Source organism: Mycobacterium avium subsp. avium, assembly GCF_009741445.1.
Classification (GTDB): Bacteria; Actinomycetota; Actinomycetes; order Mycobacteriales; family Mycobacteriaceae; genus Mycobacterium; species Mycobacterium avium.
On sequence record NZ_CP046507.1, the window covers coordinates 1,667,335 to 1,681,667 of the forward strand.

12 protein-coding genes and 1 pseudogene are annotated in these 14,333 nt (G+C 69.1%); 7 read left to right on the plus strand and 6 right to left on the minus strand.

All coding sequences use genetic code 11. The features are described 5' to 3' along the window. Positions 1-16: 16 nt before the first annotated feature. The 4 genes from MAA44156_RS07680 to MAA44156_RS07695 form a co-directional block, all read right to left on the minus strand. Entirely contained in the window at positions 17-1,402 is a 1,386-nt protein-coding gene (locus MAA44156_RS07680; protein WP_009976996.1) for an NAD(P)/FAD-dependent oxidoreductase, read from the minus strand. A 178-nt stretch (positions 1,403-1,580) separates the two neighbouring features. Continuing rightward, the gene (locus MAA44156_RS07685; RefSeq protein ID WP_003876527.1) at positions 1,581-1,964 is read right to left on the minus strand and encodes a DUF4189 domain-containing protein; all 384 of its coding nucleotides are present in this window, start codon (positions 1,962-1,964) and stop codon (positions 1,581-1,583) included. A 115-nt stretch (positions 1,965-2,079) separates the two neighbouring features. Beyond that, positions 2,080-3,003, minus strand: coding sequence for an LLM class F420-dependent oxidoreductase (locus MAA44156_RS07690; RefSeq protein WP_023880082.1), 924 nt, complete (start codon positions 3,001-3,003; stop codon positions 2,080-2,082). Between the two features lie 47 nt (positions 3,004-3,050). Continuing rightward, a complete protein-coding gene (locus tag MAA44156_RS07695; protein WP_009976994.1) occupies positions 3,051-3,728 on the minus strand; it encodes an SDR family oxidoreductase in 678 nt (225 codons plus the stop codon). 274 nt (positions 3,729-4,002) lie between these two features. On the opposite strand from MAA44156_RS07695, the gene modA reads away from it, so the two are divergent. The 7 genes and pseudogenes from modA to MAA44156_RS07730 all read left to right on the plus strand — a co-directional run bounded on the left by modA (position 4,003) and on the right by MAA44156_RS07730 (position 11,017). Beyond that, positions 4,003-4,770: a molybdate ABC transporter substrate-binding protein gene (gene modA / locus MAA44156_RS07700; protein ID WP_009976993.1), complete on the plus strand. Its 768-nt coding sequence runs from the start codon at positions 4,003-4,005 to the stop codon at positions 4,768-4,770. Positions 4,771-5,029: 259 nt separating this feature from the next. Then, complete coding sequence (locus MAA44156_RS07705) at positions 5,030-6,139, plus strand: oxygenase MpaB family protein (RefSeq protein ID WP_003876531.1); 1,110 nt, start codon at positions 5,030-5,032, stop codon at positions 6,137-6,139. Between the two features lie 201 nt (positions 6,140-6,340). Continuing rightward, on the plus strand, positions 6,341-7,078 hold the full coding sequence (locus MAA44156_RS07710) for an ABC transporter permease (RefSeq protein WP_085988255.1): 738 nt from the start codon (positions 6,341-6,343) through the stop codon (positions 7,076-7,078). A 9-nt stretch (positions 7,079-7,087) separates the two neighbouring features. Beyond that, a complete protein-coding gene (locus MAA44156_RS07715; protein WP_009976991.1) occupies positions 7,088-8,203 on the plus strand; it encodes a sulfate/molybdate ABC transporter ATP-binding protein in 1,116 nt (371 codons plus the stop codon). A gap of 121 nt (positions 8,204-8,324) precedes the next feature. After that, the gene (locus MAA44156_RS07720; protein WP_011725101.1) at positions 8,325-9,482 is read left to right on the plus strand and encodes an alanine and proline-rich secreted protein Apa; all 1,158 of its coding nucleotides are present in this window, start codon (positions 8,325-8,327) and stop codon (positions 9,480-9,482) included. Positions 9,483-9,628: 146 nt separating this feature from the next. Further along, positions 9,629-9,941, plus strand: a pseudogene (locus MAA44156_RS07725) (GlsB/YeaQ/YmgE family stress response membrane protein). Positions 9,942-9,988: 47 nt separating this feature from the next. Further along, the gene (locus MAA44156_RS07730) at positions 9,989-11,017 is read left to right on the plus strand and encodes a zinc-binding alcohol dehydrogenase family protein (RefSeq protein ID WP_033716489.1); all 1,029 of its coding nucleotides are present in this window, start codon (positions 9,989-9,991) and stop codon (positions 11,015-11,017) included. 13 nt (positions 11,018-11,030) lie between these two features. Here MAA44156_RS07730 and MAA44156_RS07735 read toward each other — a convergent pair whose 3' ends face one another. Both MAA44156_RS07735 and MAA44156_RS07740 read right to left on the minus strand, forming a co-directional pair. Then, complete coding sequence (locus MAA44156_RS07735; RefSeq protein ID WP_009976984.1) at positions 11,031-11,786, minus strand: CPBP family intramembrane glutamic endopeptidase; 756 nt, start codon at positions 11,784-11,786, stop codon at positions 11,031-11,033. 103 nt (positions 11,787-11,889) lie between these two features. Then, a complete protein-coding gene (locus MAA44156_RS07740; RefSeq protein WP_009976983.1) occupies positions 11,890-14,304 on the minus strand; it encodes a phosphoketolase family protein in 2,415 nt (804 codons plus the stop codon). Positions 14,305-14,333 lie beyond the last annotated feature (29 nt).

A 14,333-nucleotide genomic window follows, 5' to 3' on the forward strand; every position in this document is an offset into this window, starting at 1 on the left:
CGATACGGCCGGGCGGCTAGCTGGCTCGCCGGGCCGCGGGCCGCTTGGTCTCGGCGGCCAACACCGCCAGCTGTTCGAGGCGGGTGCGGGCGAACGCCTGCTGCTCGGTGATGGTCAGCTGGCCGCGCCGGGTGCTCAGGAAGGTCACCGTCCAGGACAGCAGGGTGCTGACCTTGGTCTTGAAGCCGACCAGATACACCAGGTGCAGCACCAGCCACGCGAACCAGGCGAACAGGCCGCTGAATTCCAGGGGGCCGATCTTGGCGGCCGCCGAGAAGCGCGACACCGTTGCCATCGAGCCCTTGTCGAAGTACTGGAACGGCTCCCGCTCGGCCGGATCGGCGCCGCCAAGTTCGGCCTTGATCGTGTTGGCGACGTACTTGGCGCCCTGGATGGCGCCCTGCGCCACGCCGGGCACGCCCTCGACGGCGGCCAGGTCGCCGATCACGAAGACGTTGGGGTGGCCGGGGATGGACAGGTCGGGCAGCACCTTGACCCGCCCGGCCCGATCGAGCTCGACCGTCGACTGCTCGGCCAGGTCGCGGCCCAGCGGGCTGGCCGATACGCCGGCGGACCACACCTTGCAGGCCGATTCGATGCGTCGGACGGTGCCGTCGGAGTCCTTGACGGTGATGCCGTTGCGGTCGACGTCGGTGACCATCGCGCCCAGCTGGATCTCCACCCCCATCTTCTCCAGCCGATCGGCGGCGCGCTTGCCCAGCTTGTCGCCGAACGGCGGCAGCACGGCGGGCGCGGCGTCGAGCAGGATCACCCGCGCCTTGGTCGGATCTATGTGCCGGAAAGAGCCCTTGAGCGTGTAGGTCGCCAATTCCGCGATCTGGCCGGCCATTTCGACGCCGGTGGGGCCCGCTCCGATCACGGTGAAGGTCAGCAGCTTGGCCCGTCGTTCCGGATCGCGGGACCGCTCGGCCTGTTCGAACGCGCTCAGGATCCGCCCGCGCACCTCGAGCGCGTCGTCGATGGACTTCATGCCCGGCGCGAACTCGGCGAAATGGTCGTTGCCGAAATACGACTGGCCCGCGCCGGCGGCGACAATCAAAGTGTCGTAAGGAGTTTCGTAGGTGTGGCCGAGCAGGTCGGAGACGACGAACTTGCCGGCCAGGTCGATGTGGGTGACGTCACCGAGCAGCACCTGCACGTTGCGTTGCCGGCGCAGCACCACCCGGGTGGGTGGGGCGATGTCGCCCTCGGACACGATGCCGGTGGCCACCTGGTACAGCAGTGGCTGGAAGAGGTGGTGGGTGGTGCGGGCGATCAGTTTGATGTCGACATTGGCGTGCTTGAGCTTTTTCGCCGCGTTCAGGCCGCCGAACCCTGACCCGATGATGACGACTTGATGCCGACGCTCGGGTCCAGCTGTGCTTCCTGAATGGGGGCTCATGTTTCCGCTGCTCCTGACGGGGGCTTCTGGACGCGCGACTGCACTCAGCCACCACGCTAGTCAGGCGGATACCCCGAAACCTAACTCACAACATGTGTAATCAACCACACCAGCAGTATCACTCCAGGTCGGCAGCGCACGGTGTGGCGAAGTTATCAGCCGACGAATCACCCCGCCGTCATTGCGGCGAACCTTCTCCCGCGCAATGGTCGTGGCCCTCTTGAACCGTTCCGCCGGGCACCCGCGCCAGCGCCGCCGCCTCGGCCTCCTCCCGGGTCGGCCCCCAGGCCCCGAAGTATTTGGATTTCGACGCGTTCAGCACCAGCGCCATGCAGCCACCCTGGCCGCTGGCCAACAGGCGGCAGTCGCTGATGCTCTTGCGGCAGGTGTCCATCGCCGCCTTCTCCGCCGCGCCCTGGCTCGCGGCGCCGTCGGCAATGCTGATGTGCCCGGTGGAATCGGAGATGGCCATCGCGATCCCGTTGTTGTCGGCATGCGCGACGGCCGTCGGGGCGAACGCCACCCCGACGGCGATCGCCGCCGCCGATGCTCGTTTGGTCATGGCCTTCCCGGCTTTACTCCCGCGCTGCGCGGTTGTGGCGCAGGTGAACGCTGCTAACGGAAGTATCGCCGCGCCGCGAGGGATCCGCGACTCGGGGGTGCTCCGGCCTCAACGCCTATGCGCCGACGAGGGGGCGCAGCGCTTCGCCGGCGGCCTGGACGATGCCGGGGGTGTAGAAGGGCAGGTTGATGATCACGCTGTCGATTCCGGCGTCGATCACCTTGGTCTTGATCTGGTCGGCGACCGAATCCGGGTTGCCGACCACCATGCGCTGGGTCATCTCGGCGGGGATCTGATCGAGGCTCGCGTTGTCGTCGATCATCACCGTGGTCAGAGTGCTGGTTTCCAGGGTCGCGGGATCGCGGCCCACCTGCTCGCAGGCCCGCCGCACGGCGTCCAGCTTGCGGGGCAGCTCGTCGAACCCGGCGATCACGTTGAGGTGGTCGAAATGCCTTGCGGCAAGCGGGATCGTCTTCTTCTCGCCGCTGCCGCCGATCATCAGCGGAATGCGGTCCCGGTAGCGGGGATTCGCGAACGCATCGCTGGCGCGGTACCACTTGCCTTCGAAGGTTGCCCGCTCGCCTCTGATCATCGGCAGGATGATCTCCAGTGCCTCGTCCAGCCGGTTGAACCGGTCGGTGAAGGTGCCGAATTCGAAGCCCAACTGGTCGTGCTCGAGCTGGAACCAGCCGGTGCCGATGCCCAGGATCGCGCGGCCCTGGCTCACCACGTCCAGCGTGGTGATGATCTTGGCCAGCAGGGTGGGGTTGCGGTAGGTGTTGCCGGTGACCAGGGTGCCCAGCTGGACCCGCTCGGTGGCCGTGGCCAGCGCCCCCAAGGCGGTGTAGGCCTCCAGCATCGGCTGATCGGGCGACCCCAGCATCGGCAGTTGGTAGAAGTGGTCCATCACGAAAACCGAATCGAATCCCGCGGATTCGGCCTCGCGGGCCTGGGCAATGACAGTGGGGAAGAGCTGCTCGGCCCCGGTGCCGTAGGAGAAGTTGGGAATCTGCAGACCAAGTCGGATAGCCACGGTCATCACCGTAACGATCGGCCCGGTCGGCGAGAAGGGTGCGGCGTTACGCCTCAGGCGAAATGCGCCAGCGCGCCGTGGCTCACATGCAGGGTCTGGCCGGTGATGTGCCGTGCGGCCGGACTGGTCAAAAACAGCGCCAGGCGCGCGACCTCCGCGGCCACCGGCGCGGGGCTGCGGGAGAGCCCGTCGTAGCCCGGCTGGGCGCCACGGCCGCTGGCCACCGCGTTGACGGTGATGCCGCGGGTGCCGAACACGCTTGCCTGTCCCGTCGTCCAATTCGACAACGCCGCTTTGACCGCGGCCTGGGCGCTGCCCGCGGGCGGGTTTTCCGGCACCACGCTGATGATCGAGCCGCCCGAGCGCAGGTGGTCGCCCACGGTCTGAACCGTCAGCACGGCCGAAAGCACCGTCGCGTCAAGGGCATTGCGCCATGCGCTGGCCGTGTCGGCGATCGAGTAGGTGCGCGGATCGCCGGCCTCCCAGCTGGGTGCCGGCACGTGGACGACGGTGTCCAGGTGATGCGGGAACAGCGGGCGGGCCTGTTCCAGGGCGGCCGGGTCGGTGGTGTCGCAGACGATCGCCTCGGCCTCGAGCTCCTTGGCGGCGATCTCCAGATCGCTCTTGCGCGCACCCACCAGGGTCACTTTGTGGCCGTCGTCGCGGAAGCCCTCGGCCACCGCGCGTCCCAGCTCGGTGTCTCCGCCGGTAACCAGCACCTCCACCGCCATGACCTCCTCGTCCTCAACCGGGAACCCGGGCGCTGGCGGTTCGGCGCGGTAGCAACACCGCGGCCCCCGTCAACGGCCTGAGATCCCAGCGCGTGATGGCATCAGTTCCAGATATGTTACTGGACGGTAGCTAGTCGGGGAAATTCCGACCGCCGCGACGCGCGGAACATTTGGATAACTATTTCGGGACGGCCCGGGCACCGCTGTCTTGCGCCTTGGTTGCGGAGGCAGCACCGCCACGCGGCCCGCATCAGCGGCGGGCTAGGGTGCTTCCATGCGGCGGATCGGGATCCTGACCGGGTTGCTGTCGGTGGTGCTGATTGCCGGTATGACCGGGTGTGGCTCCAAATCTCAGCCGCCGCCGACCGCGGGCAAACTGATGGTGTTCGCGGCCGCGTCACTGCGACCGGCGTTCACCCAGATCGCCGAGCGGTTCAAGGCCCAAAACCCCGGTACCGGAATCGAATTCGAGTTCGCCGGCTCCTCCGAGCTGGCCACCCAGCTGACCCAGGGAGCGACGGCCGACGTGTTCGCCTCGGCCGACACCGCGCAGATGGACGTCGTCGCCAAGGCGGGCCTGCTCGCCGCCGACCCGACGAACTTCGCCTCCAACACCCTGGTCATCGTCACCGCGCCGGGCAACCCGAAGCGGATCGGGTCGTTCGCCGACCTGGCGAGGCCCGGGCTGACCGTGGTGACCTGCCAGCGGCCGGTGCCCTGCGGGGCGGCGGCCCACCGCGTGGAGGACAGCACCGGCGTGCACCTCAACCCCGTCAGCGAGGAGCCCAGCGTCACCGACGCCCTCACCAAGGTCACCAGCGGCCAGGCCGACGCCGCGCTGGTCTACGTCACCGACGCCAGGACCGCGGGGAGCAAGGTGGCGACGGTGAACTTCCCGGAGGCCGCCGGCGCGGTGAACGTGTACCCGATCGGTGTGCTGAAGCAGGCGCCGCTTGCCACCCAGGCGCGGAATTTCGTCGACCTGGTGACCTCCCCGCCCGGGCAGCAGATCCTGGCCCAGGCCGGCTTCGCCAAACCCTGACCGCGCACGGCGCCAAGGGCAAAGCCGAAATTCCTGCGATTGCGCGCCGCCGGCGGCACCTCATATTTCCCACGCGATCCCTCTTCGCGTTGCATATTTGCGGACGACCTCGCGAATCGACCGCGCGGGCTTAGCCGAATCGCTAGCATCCTGACCGTGGCAGGGGAGGACCTTCGATCACCGCATTGTCGCGCGGTCAAACTTCCTGCGCCGCTGGGTTAACCAAGTAGCGGGTATCGGCAACGCAAGGGAGTTCGGCATGGCGGTCCGTGGCATCAGGGCACTCAAGAAAATCATGCAGACAACATTCGATCCGGAGCTGGTCGTTCCGGACGAAGCCAGGGTTACGGAATTCACCGGCGACAACAGCTTGTCGCGGAAAGACCTTTCTCAGCATCCAATTCCCCCTGGTTCCCTGACATGGAAGTATTGGGGACGGCTTGATGTGATCTTTTTCGGCAGTGGAGTCGTGGGCACCATTGCCGGGGCGTGGCCGCAGATGGCGAAAGCGACGTCGAGTTCCGTTCTTTTTACCGGTGACAGTTCGTTCGGTGCACGCTCCAAGATATATAAGGTACGGCGTCAGAGATCTCGTGAGTACATCTATGGCACGGTGTACGACGCGCCGGAGGATGCGAAGAAATACGGCCTGAAGACTCGGAACATGCACAAGTCCATCAAGGGCACCCTGCAGGACGGCACCTTTCATGCGTTGAACGCCGACACCTTCTATTTTGGGCATGTCACCTTTTTCTATCATCTGTTGCTCAAGGTGGTTGAACAGCTGTATTTCGACGGGGCCATGCCGCGTGCGATGAAGGAGCAGATATTCGAGGAATCCAAGGAGTGGTACAGCATGTGGGGGGTGGACGACAGTCCCCAGCCGGCCACCTACGACGATTTCGAGCGCTATCTGGACAACATCGAGCGCAATCATTTGGTGAACTCTCAGGTGACCCAGGTCATGCTGGAGCAATTCATGGAGCGCCGCGTGCCGCCGCGGTGGTGGCCTCCGGTCATGAAGAAGTTCGTGTGGCCCTGGGTGGCGGGTCGGCGGCAAGTCGTCGTCAACAGTTTCCCGCCCCACGTGCAGGAGCTGTTCAATTTGGAGTGGACCCCCGAGGACGAGGAGATCGCGCGCCGCTTCATGCGGATGTATCGACGGCTGTACGCGATTCTCGAGCGTGTTGTCCCGCTGAAGTTCCTGTACTTGCCGATTGCCGTCGAAGGCTTCAAGCGGGAAGGGGTCGATCCGCGCAAGATCACCCTGGAGTCCGCACAGCAAGCACTCCGGGAAAATCGCGCTCGCCGCGCCGCGCGGGAAAATGCGTCAGCAGACGAGACCAATGGGGTGCTCGCGTCCGGCTAATAAGGCGCCGGTCCGCGTCGGACCGCCGGGGGTCCTCTTTCGCCCGTCTCGGCCGTACCTGACATGCTGTGCAGCGAATAACCGGCGGCCCCACCTATTCGTCGGCGGGCCGAACGAGGCAGACAAGGCAAAGGGGTAGGCATTAGCAGACGCGGCACGGCGCTGCCCCGCTGGGTGTACCTTCCCGCGGCGGCCGGGACCATGTTCGTGGTGCTGCCGTTGTTGGCGATCGCGGTCAAGGTGGACTGGCCGCACTTCTGGTCGCTGATCACGAGCCCGTCGTCGCGCACGGCGCTGCTGCTGAGCCTGAGGACCGCCGCCGCCAGCACCGCGCTGTGCGTGGCGCTGGGGGTGCCGATGGCGCTGGTGCTGGCCCGCGGCGGGACGCGGCTGGTCCGGTCGCTGCGGCCCCTGATCCTGCTGCCGTTGGTGCTGCCGCCCGTGGTGGGCGGGATCGCGTTGTTGTATGCGTTCGGCCGGCTCGGGCTGCTGGGGCACTACCTGGAAGCCGCGGGTATCAGCGTTGCGTTCAGCACCACCGCCGTGGTGCTGGCGCAGACCTTCGTGTCGCTGCCGTTTCTGGTGATCTCGCTCGAGGGCGCGGCGCGCACCGCGGGCGCCGATTTCGAGGTGGTGGCCGCGACACTGGGCGCGCGACCCACCACGGTCTGGTGGCGCGTCACCCTGCCGCTGCTGTTGCCCGGTGTCGTGTCCGGGGCGGTGCTGGCGTTCGCCCGCTCGCTGGGTGAGTTCGGCGCGACGCTGACCTTCGCCGGATCACGGCAGGGCGTCACCCGCACCCTGCCGCTGGAGATCTACCTGCAGCGGGTGACCGACGCCGACGCGGCCGTGGCGCTGTCCATCCTGTTGGTGGCGGTGGCGGCCGTGGTGGTGCTCGGGCTGGGCGCTCGCCGGCTGACCGGGACCGACGCCAGGTAGCCGCCGGCCATGAGCGAATTGCAGCTGCGCGCGGTCGTCTCGCAACGGCGCTTCGAGGTGGAGTTCTCGGTGGCCGCCGGGGAGGTGCTGGCGGTGCTGGGTCCCAACGGCGCGGGCAAGTCGACGGCCCTACACGTCATCGCCGGGCTGTTGCGCCCCGACCGTGGGCTGGTGCGGGTGGGGGACCGGGTGTTGACCGACACCGCGGCCGGGATCGACGTGCCGACGCACGACCGCCGGGTCGGACTGCTGCTGCAGGACGCCTTGCTGTTCCCGCATATGAGCGTCGCCGCCAACGTCGCGTTCGGGCCGCACAGTCGCCGGCCGATGTGGCGCCGGGGCCGCCGGGCGGAGAAGGCCACCGCCTTGCGCTGGCTGCGGGAGGTGGACGCCGAGCCGCTCGCGGACCGAAAACCGCGACAACTCTCCGGCGGGCAGGCGCAGCGGGTCGCGATCGCGCGGGCGCTGGCCGCCGAACCCGACGTGTTGCTGCTCGACGAGCCGTTGGCCGGTCTCGACGTCGCGGCGGCCGCGGCGATCCGGGCGGTGCTGCGCAGGGTCGTCACCCGCATCGGCTGCGCGGCGATGCTGGTCACCCACGACCTGCTGGACGTGTTCACGTTGGCCGATCGGGTGCTGGTGCTCGAATCCGGCAGGATCGCCGAAATCGGCCCGGTGGCTGACGTTTTGACCGCGCCGCGCAGTCATTTCGCGGCACGGGTCGCGGGGGTGAACCTGGTCAACGGGACCGCCGAGGGCGACGGTGCCCTGCTCGCGCGCTCCGGTGCCCGCTGGTATGCCGCCCCGGCGGCGCCCGCCGGCCCGCTCGCGTCCGGCCAGCGCGCCGTCGCGGTTTTCCCGCCGACGGCGGTGGCCGTCTATCGCGAGCAGCCGCACGGCAGTCCCCGCAACACTGTCGAGGTGACGGTCGCCGAGATGGACGTCCGCGGGGCGGCGGTGTTGGTGCGCGGCGCTCAGCAACCCGACGGCGCGCCGGGGCTGGCGGCCGAGATCACCGTGGACGCCGCTTCGGAATTGCGGTTGACGCCGGGGGACCGGGTGTGGTTCTCGGTCAAAGCCCATGAAGTGGTGCTGTATCCGGCAACGGCCGCGGCGGAACGCTGAACGGTGCCCGCCCGGCGCGGCCGCGCTCCGCAGATTGCACATTGCCAACATCAGTGAAACCGCACTGCATTAGTCCGCAATGCTCCTTGCGTCACAGCGGTAACACGGTAGGTTCGTCGCCATGGATCAGGTGGAAGCGACCTCGACACGCCGCAAAGGACTGTGGACGACGCTGGCGATCACCACGGTGAGCGGCGCCAGCGCCGTCGCCATCGCGTTGCCGGCGACCTCGCATGCCGATCCCGAGGTCCCGACCCCGGTCCCCCCGAGCACGGCGACCGCCCCGCCCGCCGCGCCGGCGCCCAACGGGCAACCGGCACCCAACGCGCAACCGGCACCCGCCGCCCCGGCGCCCAACGGGCAACCGGCGCCCGCCGCGCCGGCGCCGAATGATCCCAACGCGGCCCCACCACCGGCGGGGGCACCGCCGAACGGGGCACCACCGGCGCCGCCGAACGGGGCACCACCGCCGCCCGTCGACCCGAACGCGCCGCCGCCCCCGCCGGCCGACCCGAACGCCGGGCGGATCCCCAACGCCGTCGGCGGGTTCAGCTACGTGCTGCCCGCCGGCTGGGTGGAGTCCGACGCGTCTCACCTCGACTACGGCTCGGCGCTGCTGAGCAAGGTCACCGGCCCGCCGCCGATGCCCGACCAGCCGCCCCCGGTTGCCAACGACACCCGCATCGTGATGGGCCGTCTCGACCAAAAGCTTTACGCCAGTGCGGAAGCCAACAACGCCAAGGCCGCGGTGCGGCTGGGCTCGGACATGGGCGAGTTCTTCATGCCCTATCCCGGCACCCGCATCAACCAGGACAGCACCCCGCTCAACGGCGCCAACGGAAGCACCGGCAGCGCGTCGTACTACGAGGTGAAATTCAGCGACGCGTCCAAGCCGAACGGTCAGATCTGGACCGGCGTCATCGGTTCGGCCAACGGCGGCAACGCGCAACGCTGGTTCGTCGTCTGGCTGGGCACCTCGAACGACCCGGTGGACAAGGTCGCGGCCAAGGCGCTCGCCGAGTCGATCCAGGCGTGGACGCCGCCGCCCGCCCCGCCGGCGGCTCCGGGCGGACCAGGGGCACCGGCTCCAGGGGCTCCAGGCGCGCCGGCACCGGGCGCCCCGGCGGCTCCTGGCGCGCCCGCACCGGCGGCTCCGGCTCCAGCAGCCCCGGGGGCCCCGGCAGCACCCGGCGCGCCCGCGCCGGCACCGGGCCAGGCGCCGGCCGTCGAGGTTAGCCCCACCCCCACACCGACACCGCAGCAGACCCTCTCGGCCTGAGCGACCGACGAGTCCGGGCCGTCGCGTCGGCAACCGGTTGATCAACCGTCGCCGATTCGTCACTCGATTCGTGACCCAAACTGGGTATACCGAAGTGACGGCCCAGCAAACAGCTGGGCTTTGCCAGCGATTGCGAGGAGATCCTCATGGACGTCACTGCTGCCACCGAATACCTGGCCCGCTCCACCACGCTGACCAGCGTCGGCATCATCGGCTACATCATCATCGGCGGCCTGGCCGGTGCCCTGGCCAGCAAGATCGTCCGGGGTAGCGGCGCCGGCATCCTGATGGACATCGTGGATGGACATCGTGATCGGCATCGTCGGCGCGCTGATCGGCGGCTTCATCCTGAGCTTCTTCGTCAACACCGCGGGCGGCGGGCTCATCTTCACCTTCTTCACCGCGCTGCTCGGTTCGGTGATCCTGCTCTGGATCGTCGGCATGGTGCGCAGGACGTAATCGCCTTAACCCGTTGCGGCCGTGGTGGTTAGCGGCATGATGGGGTGATGTCTTCTTCGGTGACCACCACGGCGATGCGCGCCTGGCGGGTGCGTCGGCCCGGTCCGATGGACACTCATCCGCTCGAGGAAGTGACCACCGAGGTGCCGCGCCCCGGGCCGTCCGACCTGCTGGTCGCGGTGCGTGCGTGCGGCGTGTGCCGCACCGATCTGCATGTCACCGAGGGCGACCTACCCGTGCACCGCGACCGGGTCACGCCCGGTCATGAGGTGGTCGGCGAGGTCATCGAAGTCGGCGCCGAGGCCGGCGACGAGTTCGGCGTCGGGGACCGGGTGGGCATCGCCTGGCTGCGCCACACCTGCGGGGTGTGCAAATACTGCCGGCGGGGCGACGAGAACCTGTGCCCCGAGTCCCGCTACACCGGTTGGGACGCCGACGGTGGGTACGCCGAATTCGCGACCGTGCCAGCGGCGTTCGCGCACCCACTGCCCGGCGGTTACAGCGACAGCGAGCTCGCCCCATTGTTGTGCGCCGGCATCATCGGCTACCGGGCGCTGCTGCGCGCCCAGCTACCGCCGGGCGGACGGCTGGGCCTGTACGGTTTCGGCGGCAGCGCGCACATCACCGCGCAGGTCGCCCTGGCGCAGGGCGCCGAGGTGCACGTGATGACCCGCGGCGAGCGGGCCCGCGAGCTGGCGATCGAACTCGGCGCCGCCTCCGCGCAGGGCGCCGCCGACCCGCCGCCCGTCCCGCTGGACGCCGCCATCTTGTTCGCCCCCGTCGGCGATCTGGTACTGCCCGCGCTGGCGGCGCTGGACCGCGGCGGCACCCTGGCGATCGCCGGCATTCACCTGTCCGACATCCCGTCGCTGAACTACCAGCGCCACCTGTTCCAGGAGCGCCAGGTGCGCTCGGTCACCTCCAACACCCGGGCCGACGCGCGGGCCTTCCTCGACTTCGCGGGCACGCATCACATCAGCGTCACCACGCCGGAATATCCCCTCGGACAAGCGGATCGGGCGCTGGCGGATCTGAGCGCCGGGCGCATCGCCGGTGCGGCGGTGCTGCTGGTCTGAGCGGCCTCGGCCCTCAGGTGGACAGATGCCAGACGAACGCGGCCGCCAGCGCACCGAGCCCGTTCAGTGACCAGTGCAGGGCGATGGGCGCGATCAGGCTGCCGCTGCGCCGGCGCAGCCAGCTGAACACGAACCCGGCGGCCCCGGTGGCCAGCACCGCCCCGGTCACCCCGGCCATCATGCCCACCATCCCGCCGCCGAACAGTCGGGTGAACCCGACGTTGCCGCTGGTCAGGCCGAACGACGTGGCAACGTGCCACAGGCCGAACAGCAGCGAACCCGCCAGGGCGACGCCGCGGAAGCCCCAGGCCCGGTTGAGGGCGCCGTGCAGCACGCCGCGGAAGGCCAGCTCCTCGGGGATGACGGTCTGCACCGGGATGACAACCATCGAGGCGATCATCGCCCCGGAGATGGTGGCGTAGCGGTTGTTCATGAACATCGGCCGGGTCGCCGGCAGCAGCACCCCGATCGCGATCACCGCGGCCACCACCGCCACGGCGGCCAGCGCATAGCCCACTCCGGATTTCCAATGGTCACGGCCCAGCCCGAGGTCGGTCCAGCCCAGCCCGCGATAGCGCATCAGGATGACCAGCCCGACGGCGGCGGCGGGGACGGTGCCGATGCTCGCCCACGGCGTGGTGAAGTGCGCGACCAGGTTGGTCAGGACCAGCACCACCACGACGACGGCGATGTCGAGATGGATCCGGAACCGGTGCAACCCGGGGGGCTGGGACGCCTGCAGGTCGGCTGTCGCGGTGGCGTCACGCATCCGGCCAGTTTACCGGCGGCCAACGGCGCGAGGGGGCATGCGATTGCCGTCACGCGAATCTCAGCCGCTCGGCTCCCAAGTTCAATGGGTCGTCTCGCTCCCGTCACTCACTACGTGAGTTCCGCTCGCTCGGCTCCCAGGTCCAATTGGCGATCGCCGGGTCGTCCTCGCCGTGCTCGCGGGTGTACATCCGCGCGGCGAGCCGGGCGTCGACCATGCGCTGGCGCAGCATCGCGGCGCGACTGGCCAGCCCCTCCACCCGGTCGAGCACGTCGATGACGAGGTGGAAGCGGTCCAGGTCGTTGAGCATCACCATGTCGAAAGGCGTTGTGGTGGTGCCGCGTTCCTTGAAGCCGCGCACGTGCAGCTGCGCGTGATTGGCGCGGCGATAGGTGAGCCGGTGGATCAGCCAGGGGTAGCCGTGGTAGGCGAAGATGACCGGCCGGTCCCTGGTGAACAGCGCGTCGAATTCGCGGTCCGGCAGCCCGTGCGGGTGCTCGGAGTCGGGCTGCAGCCGCATCAGGTCGACGACGTTGACCACCCGCACCGCCAGGTCGGGCAGCTCCCGGCGCAGGATGTCGGCGGCGGCCAGCGTCTCCAGCGTCGGGATGTCGCCCGCGCAGGCCAGCACCACATCGGGTTCGGCGCCAATCGATCGGGCGGTGCTGGCCCAGTCCCAGATGCCCAGCCCGCGGGTGCAGTGCGCGATCGCGGCGTCCATGTCCAGGTAGGCCAGCGCGGGCTGCTTGCCGGCGACGATCACGTTGATGTAATCGCGGCTGCGCAGGCAGTGATCGGCCACCGACAGCAGCGTGTTGCCGTCCGGCGGCAGGTACACCCGGGTCAGCTCGGCGCGCTTGTTGGCGACCAGGTCGATGAACCCGGGGTCCTGATGCGAGGCGCCGTTGTGGTCCTGGCGCCACACGTGCGACGTCAGCAGGTAGTTCAGCGACGCGATCGGCCGCCGCCACGGCAATTCCCGGCTGGTCGCAAGCCATTTCGCGTGCTGGTTCAGCATGGAGTCGACGATGTGCACGAACGCCTCGTAGCAGTTGAACAGGCCGTGCCGCCCGGTCAGCAGGTAGCCCTCCAGCCAGCCCTGGCACAGGTGCTCGGAGAGCACCTCCATCACCCGGCCGTCGGGCGCCAGGTGCTCGTCGTCGGGCTCGGTCGCCGACAACCACACCTTCTCGGTGGCGCCGTAGACGGCGTCGAGCCGGTTGGAGGCCGTCTCGTCGGGCCCCATCATCCGGAACCGGTCTTTGTTGCGGGCGATCACGTCGCGCAGGAAGGTGCCCAGCACCCGGGTGGCCTCGTGGGTGACCGACCCCGGCCGGGTCACCGGCACCGCGTAGTCGCGGAAGTCGGGCAGGTCGAGGTCGTGCAGCAGCAGCCCGCCGTTGGCGTGCGGGTTGGCGCTCATCCGGCGATCACCGGTGGGCGCCAGCGCCCGCAGCTCGGCCCGCAGCCGCCCGTCGTCGTCGAACAGCTGCTCGGGACCGTAGCTGCGCAGCCACTCCTCGAGCTGGGCGCGGTGTTCGGGGTTGTCGTGCGTCTCGGCGAGCGGCACTTGGTGCGACCGCCAGGTGCCCTCAACCCTCTTGCCGTCCACCACCTTCGGCCCGGTCCAGCCCTTGGGGGTGCGCAGCACGATCATCGGCCACACCGGCCGCTGCACCTCACCGCCGCCGCGCGCCGCGCCCTGGATGGCGGCGATGCCGTCGAACGCCTCGTCGAGGGCGGCGGCCAGCTGACGGTGCACGTCGGTCGGATCGTCACCGGCGACGGTGATCGGCCGGTAGCCGTAGCCGCGCAACAGCGCTTCCAGCTCGGTGTGCGGGATGCGGGCCAGCACGGTCGGGTTGGCGATCTTGTAGCCGTTGAGCGCCAGGATGGGCAGCACGGCGCCGTCGGTCACGGGGTTGAGGAATTTGTTGGAGTGCCAGCCGGCGGCCAGCGGCCCGGTCTCCGCCTCGCCGTCGCCGATGACGCAGGCCACCACCAGGTACGGGTTGTCGAAGGCGGCGCCGTAGGCGTGCACCAGTGCGTAGCCCAGCTCGCCGCCCTCGTGGATCGATCCCGGCGTCTGGGCCGCGACGTGGCTAGGAATGCCGCCGGGAAAAGAGAACTGCCGGAACAGTTTTCGCAATCCCTCGGCGTCCTCTTCGATGCCGGTGTACACCTCGCTGTAGGTGCCTTCCAGATAGGCGTTGGCGACCAGGCCCGGCCCGCCGTGCCCCGGTCCGGTCACGTAGATGACGTCGGCGTCGCGGTTGCGGATGATCCGGTTCAGGTGCGCGTAGACGAGGTTCAGCCCGGGCGTGGTGCCCCAGTGCCCCAGCAGCCGCGGCTTGACGTGCTCGGCGCTCAGCGGCTCTTTGAGCAGCGGGTTGTCCAGCAGGTAGATCTGCCCCACCGACAGGTAGTTGGCGGCGCGCCAATACTTGTCGATGAGGTCCAGTTCGCGGTCGGAGAGCGGAGATCCGGCGGGCGTGGTGGTTGAGGTTTCTAGGCTCACCGAGCCGATTCTGCGCGCCTTCGGTGAAG

Coding starts and splice junctions, on each gene's coding strand:
- MAA44156_RS07680 (WP_009976996.1), bottom strand. CDS start 1,402: ATGAGCCCCCATTCAGGAAGCACAGCTGGACCCGAGCGTCGGCATCAA.
- MAA44156_RS07685 (WP_003876527.1), bottom strand. CDS start 1,964: ATGACCAAACGAGCATCGGCGGCGGCGATCGCCGTCGGGGTGGCGTTC.
- MAA44156_RS07690 (WP_023880082.1), bottom strand. CDS start 3,003: ATGACCGTGGCTATCCGACTTGGTCTGCAGATTCCCAACTTCTCCTAC.
- MAA44156_RS07695 (WP_009976994.1), bottom strand. CDS start 3,728: ATGGCGGTGGAGGTGCTGGTTACCGGCGGAGACACCGAGCTGGGACGC.
- modA (WP_009976993.1), top strand. CDS start 4,003: ATGCGGCGGATCGGGATCCTGACCGGGTTGCTGTCGGTGGTGCTGATT.
- MAA44156_RS07705 (WP_003876531.1), top strand. CDS start 5,030: ATGGCGGTCCGTGGCATCAGGGCACTCAAGAAAATCATGCAGACAACA.
- MAA44156_RS07710 (WP_085988255.1), top strand. CDS start 6,341: ATGTTCGTGGTGCTGCCGTTGTTGGCGATCGCGGTCAAGGTGGACTGG.
- MAA44156_RS07715 (WP_009976991.1), top strand. CDS start 7,088: ATGAGCGAATTGCAGCTGCGCGCGGTCGTCTCGCAACGGCGCTTCGAG.
- MAA44156_RS07720 (WP_011725101.1), top strand. CDS start 8,325: ATGGATCAGGTGGAAGCGACCTCGACACGCCGCAAAGGACTGTGGACG.
- MAA44156_RS07730 (WP_033716489.1), top strand. CDS start 9,989: ATGTCTTCTTCGGTGACCACCACGGCGATGCGCGCCTGGCGGGTGCGT.
- MAA44156_RS07735 (WP_009976984.1), bottom strand. CDS start 11,786: ATGCGTGACGCCACCGCGACAGCCGACCTGCAGGCGTCCCAGCCCCCC.